At 39.8% G+C, this 8,705-nt stretch carries 8 protein-coding genes and 1 pseudogene; 2 read left to right on the top strand and 7 right to left on the bottom strand.

Features of this window, described 5'->3' with window-relative positions; translation table 11 throughout:
• Positions 1–78: 78 nt before the first annotated feature.
• Together VM640_RS16105 and VM640_RS16100 are read left to right on the top strand one after the other, a co-directional pair.
• Positions 79–366, top strand: a complete 288-nt coding sequence (locus tag VM640_RS16105) for a transposase (protein WP_325394050.1) — start codon at positions 79–81, stop codon at positions 364–366.
• 23 nt (positions 367–389) lie between these two features.
• Positions 390–1,265 (top strand): IS3 family transposase, encoded by an 876-nt coding sequence (locus VM640_RS16100; RefSeq protein WP_325394052.1) that lies wholly within the window; start codon positions 390–392, stop codon positions 1,263–1,265.
• A gap of 204 nt (positions 1,266–1,469) precedes the next feature.
• On the opposite strand, the gene VM640_RS16095 is transcribed toward VM640_RS16100, so the two are convergent.
• The 7 genes and pseudogenes from VM640_RS16095 to VM640_RS16065 form a co-directional block, all read right to left on the bottom strand.
• A complete protein-coding gene (locus VM640_RS16095) occupies positions 1,470–2,366 on the bottom strand; it encodes a helix-turn-helix transcriptional regulator (protein ID WP_325394048.1) in 897 nt (298 codons plus the stop codon).
• A gap of 5 nt (positions 2,367–2,371) precedes the next feature.
• Entirely contained in the window at positions 2,372–3,418 is a 1,047-nt protein-coding gene (locus tag VM640_RS16090) for a hypothetical protein (RefSeq protein ID WP_325394046.1), read from the bottom strand.
• 277 nt (positions 3,419–3,695) lie between these two features.
• Complete coding sequence (locus tag VM640_RS16085; RefSeq protein WP_325394044.1) at positions 3,696–3,965, bottom strand: helix-turn-helix domain-containing protein; 270 nt, start codon at positions 3,963–3,965, stop codon at positions 3,696–3,698.
• 11 nt (positions 3,966–3,976) lie between these two features.
• A pseudogene (locus tag VM640_RS16080) lies at positions 3,977–4,595 on the bottom strand (TraM recognition domain-containing protein); the annotation flags it as partial.
• A 1,039-nt stretch (positions 4,596–5,634) separates the two neighbouring features.
• On the bottom strand, positions 5,635–6,558 hold the full coding sequence (locus VM640_RS16075; protein WP_325394042.1) for a S8 family peptidase: 924 nt from the start codon (positions 6,556–6,558) through the stop codon (positions 5,635–5,637).
• A 1-nt stretch (position 6,559) separates the two neighbouring features.
• Positions 6,560–7,714: a cysteine desulfurase family protein gene (locus tag VM640_RS16070; RefSeq protein ID WP_325394040.1), complete on the bottom strand. Its 1,155-nt coding sequence runs from the start codon at positions 7,712–7,714 to the stop codon at positions 6,560–6,562.
• Between the two features lie 686 nt (positions 7,715–8,400).
• Positions 8,401–8,705, bottom strand: a 305-nt coding sequence (locus VM640_RS16065) for a hypothetical protein (RefSeq protein WP_325394038.1), incomplete at its 5' end; no start/stop codon positions are given.

Here is an 8,705-nt window from a genome sequence, read left to right as displayed (position 1 = left end):
TGGAGTAGTATCATTTTAGTATAGTCAGAAAACTCGTAATTCTGGTAATAATATCCATTAAGAAAGAAGGTAATCCAGATGCGAGGCTATGACAAAGAGTTCAAAGAAGAGGCCATCAAATTGTCTTATGAATTAGGGATTAGAGCAGCTGCAGAACAACTGGGGGTCCCAGTAACTACGTTATACACATGGAGAAACCGAACCAAACAGTATGGATCCATCGCTTTTGTAGGGAGTGGAAATAAACGAATCGATCCAAAAACCGCAGAAGTCAGAGCCATGGAGAAGAAAATAAAAGAACTTGAAGCCGCTAACGATATCCTAAAAAGAGCTTTAGGTTTTTTCGCAGGGAGCCAAAAGAAGTAGATGCACGTGAACTTTTTCAGTGGATATGGGTTTACAAGACTAAGGAGAAAGCCAAGCACAGTATAAAAATAATGTGCAAGGTGTTACAAGTCAGTGAAACCGGCTATTACAAATGGTTAAGGCATCAGTCTATGCCTAATAAATATGATGAGCTTTTGGCGAAGATCCTTCAAATACGTGCAAACAATCCAGACTACGGGGCGTATAGAATTTATCTACATTTACAACTCTACCAGAACTATACCGGCAGTTATTATCTAATTCTAAGGCTCTGTAAAACCCATCATCTCATGCTGAAGAAAAAGCATCATACTAAAGGAATAACTAAAGCGGATCTCGCAGCACAGGCTAGTGCCAATCTAATCAAACAAGACTTTACCGCCGCATTACCGAATCAAAAATGGATTGGAGATATTACGGAAATTCCAACATCGGAGGGTAAGCTTTATGTCGCGGCAGTAATGGATTGCTTTGACGGAACCATTGTAGGACTAAAAATGGCCGAGCACATGAGAGCAGGGCTTTGTGTTGAAGCGTTTACCTCCGGAGTTAAAAGGTATCAAGCTTACGGAATGATCTTTCATAGTGATCGTGGTAGTCAGTATACCAGTGGGCTTTACCGTCAAACCTTGGCTCAGTATGGCGCAATCCAAAGTATGAGTAGCACAGGAAAATGTTACGATAATGCTCGGATGGAATCGTTTTTTGCCACACTAAAAAAGGAAAGCATCTACAAGATCAATTCCGAAGTCATGAGTATGAATGCCGTCAAAAGCATTGTGTTTCGCTTTATAGAAATCTATTACAATCGTAAACGTATTTACACCACCAACGGAGGCTATCCTCCTTTGGTGAAACGCTCACACTATTACCAGAAAAACTTACTGAGAGCTGGATAATAAGTTTTTCGAGTTTTACGCTTAAGGTTCTCCCAAGGATAGGAAAATAAGATACCAGGGTTGATCAAAGTGATACCCTGGCTATCCTTGGCAGAACTCTACCGGCTGCTCGTGTTGCTCTCCAGCAGCGCACTATCCTTCCGGCAGATAAGAGCCAACACTATCCTAACCATAAATTAGTACCCACATTCCTCAAAACTATTTTTACGAGTTTAATGACTGCACCAAATTTGACAATTCCAGGCTGACTGCTACCCTTACAGTTATTTTGAAATTATCTTTGCCAGGACTTTTGATTGCCACGTCTTGACCAAACTTATCGTAAACAACGCCAACTAAACTGTTGTCAAAACGCAAAGTTATCTCATGTTCCTCTCCGCCAAACATGGAAAACACTCTTTTCGAATATTCTCTCAGGCTAAAACCTTCAGGATGCGAGAGGATAACGCTCTCGAGGATCGTAATGTCCTCCATGCGTTCTACTCGAAAGTGAGAAATACCATCATACTTTTCATAAAACGCAATTAAATAGTATTTTTCATTTTCCCATGACAGGGCATAGGGTGAGGCGGTTCGGTGTCCGTCACGGTAATGTTTCTTCTTGTCCACACCGATGTCAAAATACCGGAATGAGATTTGCTTTTCATCAGCGATTGCCCGATGCAAAACATCTACATTGTAATATATTTTTTCATTTTCGGTTTTGGCCCGGCCTGAAATCAGTACCTGCCTGCGCAGATCTTTTGCTTCGTATTCGCTTGCAAGAGTTTCAATCTTTTTAATCAGCTCGCCTGACTTTTTCTCTGTAATAAACTTAGCGGACGCAACCGCATCCACCAGTAGTTTCAGTTCAGGGAGCTCGAAGGTTTTTCCGTTCACATAATAATCATGGGTTTTACTTTTTCTGCACACCAAGTCAACCCCGAACAGCCGAAGGGCTTCGAGGTCATCATAGATGGTTTTGCGCTCTGCTTTAATTCCAAGTGCAGCAAGTTCAGCAATCATTTGTTGTACTGTCATGGTGTGATTCTCGTCTGTTCTCTTGTTCAAAATTTTATAGAGATATAGTAATTTTAACTTTTGATTCGATGACTTAGGCATGACGATCACTCCTGCTCTGTTTTTATCTCTTGTGTATCGCTGTCAAAGCCAATTTGCCAAAAGCACATATCAATTATTTTCATCGGCGGGTACTCCACGCCATGTTCGCTTATCTTCAGGCGTACAGCTTCAAAATCATCATAATAATGCTCATAAAACTGCAGCATTCCTGCGACAGAACCCTTTGAAAACTGTGCAGAGGCAATGCCTGTGCTGCGAAGTCCGCTTTTGAAATAGCGGTCATACGCCGGTACACAGCCGAACACACCCAGCAATATCTTTGAGATCAACGTATCGGAGGAGTTTCGGCCATTTTCATTCTCAAAATCTGTTGTTTTTCTGCGATAAATTTCCGAGATCTTTTGGTTGAGTTCAAATATTCGATTTATGTACTCGTCATTGTGTGCAATTTCACGTATGTTTTTACTTCTTAAAATTTCAAACCGTTCGTTAAGCATTAAATGCACAACCTCAAGATGCACCTTATAGTCCTTTTGAAGCAGGAATGCTGCGCCTCGGAACATTCCCCAGCTCGCCAAATAGTTAGAAAGATGCAGACACATTAAGTCGATGATTTCGTCGTCATCTGCAGATTTATGCCTGGTAAAAAACGAATAGCAGTGCTCCCATGACCGATATCTGTGGTTCTCTATTTTGGTCAGCTTATCATGAAATGCAAGTGCATTATTCAGCAGAAAGGCGATATCAACTTGCTCCCACTGTTTTGGTCTATGACCTGCAATCGTTTGATAATCAGCTCGTCCTTTTGTAAAAATTTCCGAGTGCTCCGGCTGTGTGGGTGCTGCATCATCCAAGTAGTACCTGAGTTTTAAAGTGGTGCTGTTTCCGCTTGGAGGTGTGACCAGCACATCATATTTTGAAAAGCAAGGGATGCTTCGCATTGCATCACAAATTGATTTGGGTATGTTGCCCAAGCCCATTTCCTTTTTGATATCTCCGGCACGAATATCCTTTGTCGTGTACCCATCTTCCTTGGCCTGCTGCAGAATACGAAAGATATACTTTCTGATTTCCTCTGTTTGGTTGGCCACCTCCTACACCCCCTCTGATTATTGAAGCCTTTCCAGTATCGCAAAAAATACGCTTCTTTTCATATGTAGCAATCCTGTTATAGATGAAATTATCATAATATTGAAATTATATCACATTTAGTGTCCAATAAAACGGATAGTTATTATTTGTTGTTCTTTTTCTGTCGATATATCTTCTTAGAGTGATAAGTTCACCTTCATGGTTCATCATGAACCCTTCCATAGTCCAACAAGCAGACAGACCTTCCCCTCGGCGGGGAAGGTCATTTTTAGCCTATCAGCCTAAATCCGTTTGCATTAAATAATACAGATTGCTGCCCTTACCACCGTTCTCGCGCCACCTTTGTTCCTTACGCATACGGCCGCTTTTTACAAGGTCAGCTATAGCACGTTTGACGGTGCTTCGGGACAGCTTTAACTCCTTGGCGATGGTACCAATCGCCGGGTAGCATTTGCCATCCTTATCTGATCGATCATGAAGGTACATATAGACAGCCCTGGCACGATGCGGAAGCTCCGAGGAATAAAGAGAAGAAAAGTAACCCACAGCTTCACCTCCTATTCAATCCGAACAGGTGCTTTTGTCCTGGCAGGAGATTCCGGCTCCTGAATCAGCGAGTGAAGTAATCCCCCAGATGCGGCTGCACCAGCTTCAGCTTCATCCGTCACATCAACGCAGGCAGAGTGCCGGCGGATGATTTCTTCCTCTACCCTGTGCCTGTCAGCATACTCCACCCTCCGGGCCGATTTCTCGGAAATCTCATAAGGCTTGCCGAAGGTTATGCCCCATTCCGTAAACAGCTTTAGCTTGGTACGCATCGGGTAGGTGCCCGTCTTTGTGACAACAAAATGACCCTTGGGCATAGACTTTAGCTCATCCGGTGTCATCAGCGGACGTTCGATCATTTGCAGGCTCTGCGACGGGTCGTTTTTACCCCGGCTGACGGAGCCGCTCATGACGGTCTTGCTTCCCATGGCTTTTGATAAAATCTGCGCTGATTCGCTGTTGGGAGCAAAACCGCCGAACACAGTATCCTGACAGTTGTCTATGATGATGGCAGAGCCTTCGCGGCCATAGTTTGCTTTCCTCCATATTCGTCAACGGAAAGGATCTCCCTGTTGATCTGCTAGACGATCGAGATATAATGAAATACTTGGTGTTGTCTTCCTCCGGCATTGCTTCAAGTTTATTTTCTGTTGGATATTTCTGGCCTCTTCCTTTTAGTTCCATGGCAAAGCCCTCACAAAGTAGTATTTTCGTTCTACCATGAGAGAGCTCTTTATTGTTGTCCGGTATGTGGGGCTCAATTCAACTGTCTACCACAAGGGGAGCATATCATTCAGTACGCCAATAACGTCCCCTTATACAAGGCTTAGCATAATCCGCTTTTAGTACATACTTTGAACTTTCTTCAAACAGACCTTCAATCATAACTCCAGTTTTTGGAATTTATAGATTAGCGAGACGACTTATCCATCTCCTTTTAGAAAGAATTTGAATCAACTTGCTCTGGTTGACCATGTTGTTGTAGAAGATAGCCTCGCTACCTTATGCTATCAGCCCCAATCAAAACCGACGTGCGGATTTCCCACATAGGGCTCCTCAGAAATTATTCGCAATCATCCTCTTTAGATGTTTAGTTAAATGAGCTAGGCCTACGGCAGTTTAAAACATTCCCGGCTATTAGAAAAAATCCAATATAGTTGATGTCTTTGGTCTCTTTGCTGTAGCAACGTTATCCACTACATGATAACCTCGTTACTTATATAGTCCGGGTTGAGGGAATATCTGGTATAATCCTCTTAACATACTTGTTAGTTCTGTTGGTCGCCCTGTTGAGGAACTTCCGGCAGCTTTTCACTGCCGGAGTATGAGGGTGTTATTCTCCTTTCCAACCTACTCCACAAACATGCCTAAATCCTAAGAAGCCAAACATTTAAGACATTTAAGACATTTAATTCTTTTTGTTCGATATCTTGTCTATTTGTTGTTTTTTCTGATGTTTATACTACAATTAGAATGGGTATTTCTCTACTGGGCTCACCATGCCCCATCCCTTGGTTCACCGATTGATCATAGTTCTTCTTGATTGTAAAATCTTTTTTCGGATTGAATTGAGAAGGTTAAGCTTTTTATCGTGAAAGGTTGGAGGATATGCCCAGAGTTCTCTCGCTACCGCCGTTCTTTTATTAAGAGGTCGCCTTTTTCCGGGTGTTTAATTGTGCTTCAAGAAAGCTTCAGATTCTGGCGACGATACTAAACTTTGGGCTCCGCCGTTCATTCTTAAGTCGATTTCTCTATAACTAGATAACCCCAATAATTTTGTGTGCTTATAAAAGTATTCTAATAATTGCAAATACGAAGGGTCCTGCCTAGCTTCAAATCTATATTTATTAATTAATAATGCTATTACTGCGGATACATGAGGAGTGGCTTGAGATGTACCTGAAAAAATAGCGTAACTATTATTTAGAAATGTTGACTTAATATCAACTCCAGGTGCTGCTATATCGACAAATTTATTTGTATTGGAAAAATTAGTAATTCGTTTATTTTTATCCATTGCACATACTTGTATAACATTATCATAAATTGATGGATATTGTATTTCTTCGGAATATAGGTCTCCGTCACCATTATTTCCAGCAGAACCTACTATTATAATATTCTTTCTAACAGCTTCTCTAATCACGTCGTATAGTTCTACCGTATTTAACTCGCTTCCCAAAGACATCGATATAATATTGATTTTATTCTGACCTTTCTTTTCGTTCCAATCAATACAGAATTTAATACCCTTAATTATATTATCACTATTCCCCTTCCCATGTTCATCCAATACTTTTAAGGCTATTATTTTTGAATTTGGAGCTATTCCGTATGAATCGGAACTTGAATGGCTAGCTACCATAATTCCTGTTGTATGTGTTCCATGGCCATTATTATCCATAAATTCATTTTTATTTCCGTTATAATCATCTGTAAAATTTATACCGCCAAGTATATTATTTTTCAGGTCCTTGTGTGTATAGTCGCAACCTGTATCCAAAACAGCTATAATAACTTTATCACCAAAATACCCTAATTCCCATAAGAAAGGAACATTCATCATATTGCTTCCATATTGAATACTTCCCATATCAATCATTACTCCTAACTGACCAAGCTCGCGCCTTCTCAACAATCATTTTTATATTATCCACACAATAATTAATTTTTTCAGAGGTTAACTTATCGTCTATAGTCAATCTAATTGTATTTTTTGCTAAACTAACAGGTAAGCCCGTTGCAAGCAACACATGTGATGCATCTCCCCCGCAATTACATGCTGAACCAGTTGAACATTTTATGCCAACTTTATCTAAATTATAGGCTAAAAATTTGCCATCAACACCTTCAATAGATATGTTAATATTATTAGATAATCTATCTTGCGGATGACCATTAAGTTTCGAGCCCGAAACATCAACTAAAATTTTATTTATTATTTCATCCCTTAAAATTTCCTGCTTCCTACATTTTTCATTTGATTCGCTAATAGCTTTTTGTACTGCATAACTTAAACCTATGCAGCTCGCAACATTTTCTGTTCCGCTTCTTAACTTCCCTTCTTGACCGCCGCCATGTATTAAGGGCTCAATCAATGTACCATATCGCAAGTATAATAAGGCTGCACCCTTTGGTCCATGTATTTTGTGTCCGGATATGGACATTAAGCTAATATTATCTTTATTTATATTCATATCAACTTGACCAATACTTTGTACCGCATCACAATGAAATAATATGTTATTTTCTTTTGCAATAATGCCTATTTCATTAATAGGTTGTATAGAACCAATTTCATTATTTGCTGCCATTATAGAAATTAGAATTGTTTCTCTCTTAATTGATTTGACCAGTTCTGATAATGACACTATCCCATACTGGTCTACAGGCAAATAGGTAATTTCAAAACCATTCTTTTCTAAATACTTACATGTTTCCAGTACTGAAGAGTGCTCTATTTGGCTAGTAATTATATGATTACCTTTTTTCGAGAATTGCGAGGCGATGCCTTTTAAAGCCCAATTATTTGCTTCAGTGGCTGAAGAAGTAAAGAATATCTCATTTTTCATGCAGCCTAACGCTTCCGCAATTCTTATTCTGGATTTTTCTAATTCCATTTTTACCTCTTTTGCAGCCACGTACAAACTTGACGGATTATAAAATTTATCTACGATGTAAGTTCTCATAATTGATAATATTTCTTTATCAACCATGGTAGTTGCCGCATTATCTAGATAAATTTCCATACCTCATCACTCCATTTATTTAATATTTTTTACCAAAATTTCTAAACTAACTGTTTTATAATTAATATTTAAAAACAACACAAGCAAAATGCTCCGATACAGTGAGACACAGAAAATCTAAGTTATACTAGAGCTATGAAGAAAAGAACAAACTACTCTGCATAGTTTCAGAGCCAAATTCGTATAAGAAATCTTGTCAGAAGAAACCACAATAAATGAGCTCGCTACCAAACATGAGATCAGTCCTGCTGTACTACCTCGCTAGAAAAAAGAGTTCTTAGAACGAGTTTCCGAAGTGTCTAAAAAGGCTTCGGAATCCGAAATATAACTCGTACACTGCAATGAGCACATCGCCGAACTTGAAACAAAGTTGGCCAGCTTACCTATAAGGTAGCCTGGTTGAAAAAAAATCTAATCAAATCCTCTGACCCGGCCGGAAGAATAAGCCACGTCTATTTTTGTAAAACCAAGATCACCATCTGCCGTCAGCTGAATTACTGAACATCAATCAATCCAGTGTTTACCGCAATCTACCTAAAGGAAAGACGATTTCTGAGGAGGGCTTATTCGTCATCGCAGAATCACGAACTGCACACGGCTCACTCGACTAAGGGCTACAGGATAATTACGAAGGTTATTAGTAAGCGGTGGAACAAATAGCGTTACCTAAAAGTTAACCCCGATTTTCAGCCATTTGAAAATCGGGGCATCATAATTAGTTTAACCTTTATGTATTCGTACTGCTTGCGGATAAGCTTAATGAACTCAGCATCAGACAGATCATTATACCGATTGGTTCCTTCTTCGACGAGACATTCAAAGATGAGTTCTGCATATTCTCTATCTTCCCTAACCATCTTCCGATAGCGCTTTTCCACCTCATAGGGAAAGTCCAGGGAATAACTTATGCCGTCAATTTCTCCATCTAAAAACAATTTCGTCATATCCATCATGTAGTTAATATTCGTCATCGCCATCCTGCTTATTTTCC

Origin of the sequence: Desulfitobacterium sp. (assembly GCF_035539115.1) — a bacterium.
GTDB lineage: Bacteria > Bacillota > Desulfitobacteriia > Desulfitobacteriales > Desulfitobacteriaceae > Desulfitobacterium_A.
The sequence above is the reverse complement of the archived record's forward strand: the minus strand, read 5'-3'. Positions and strand labels throughout refer to the sequence as shown.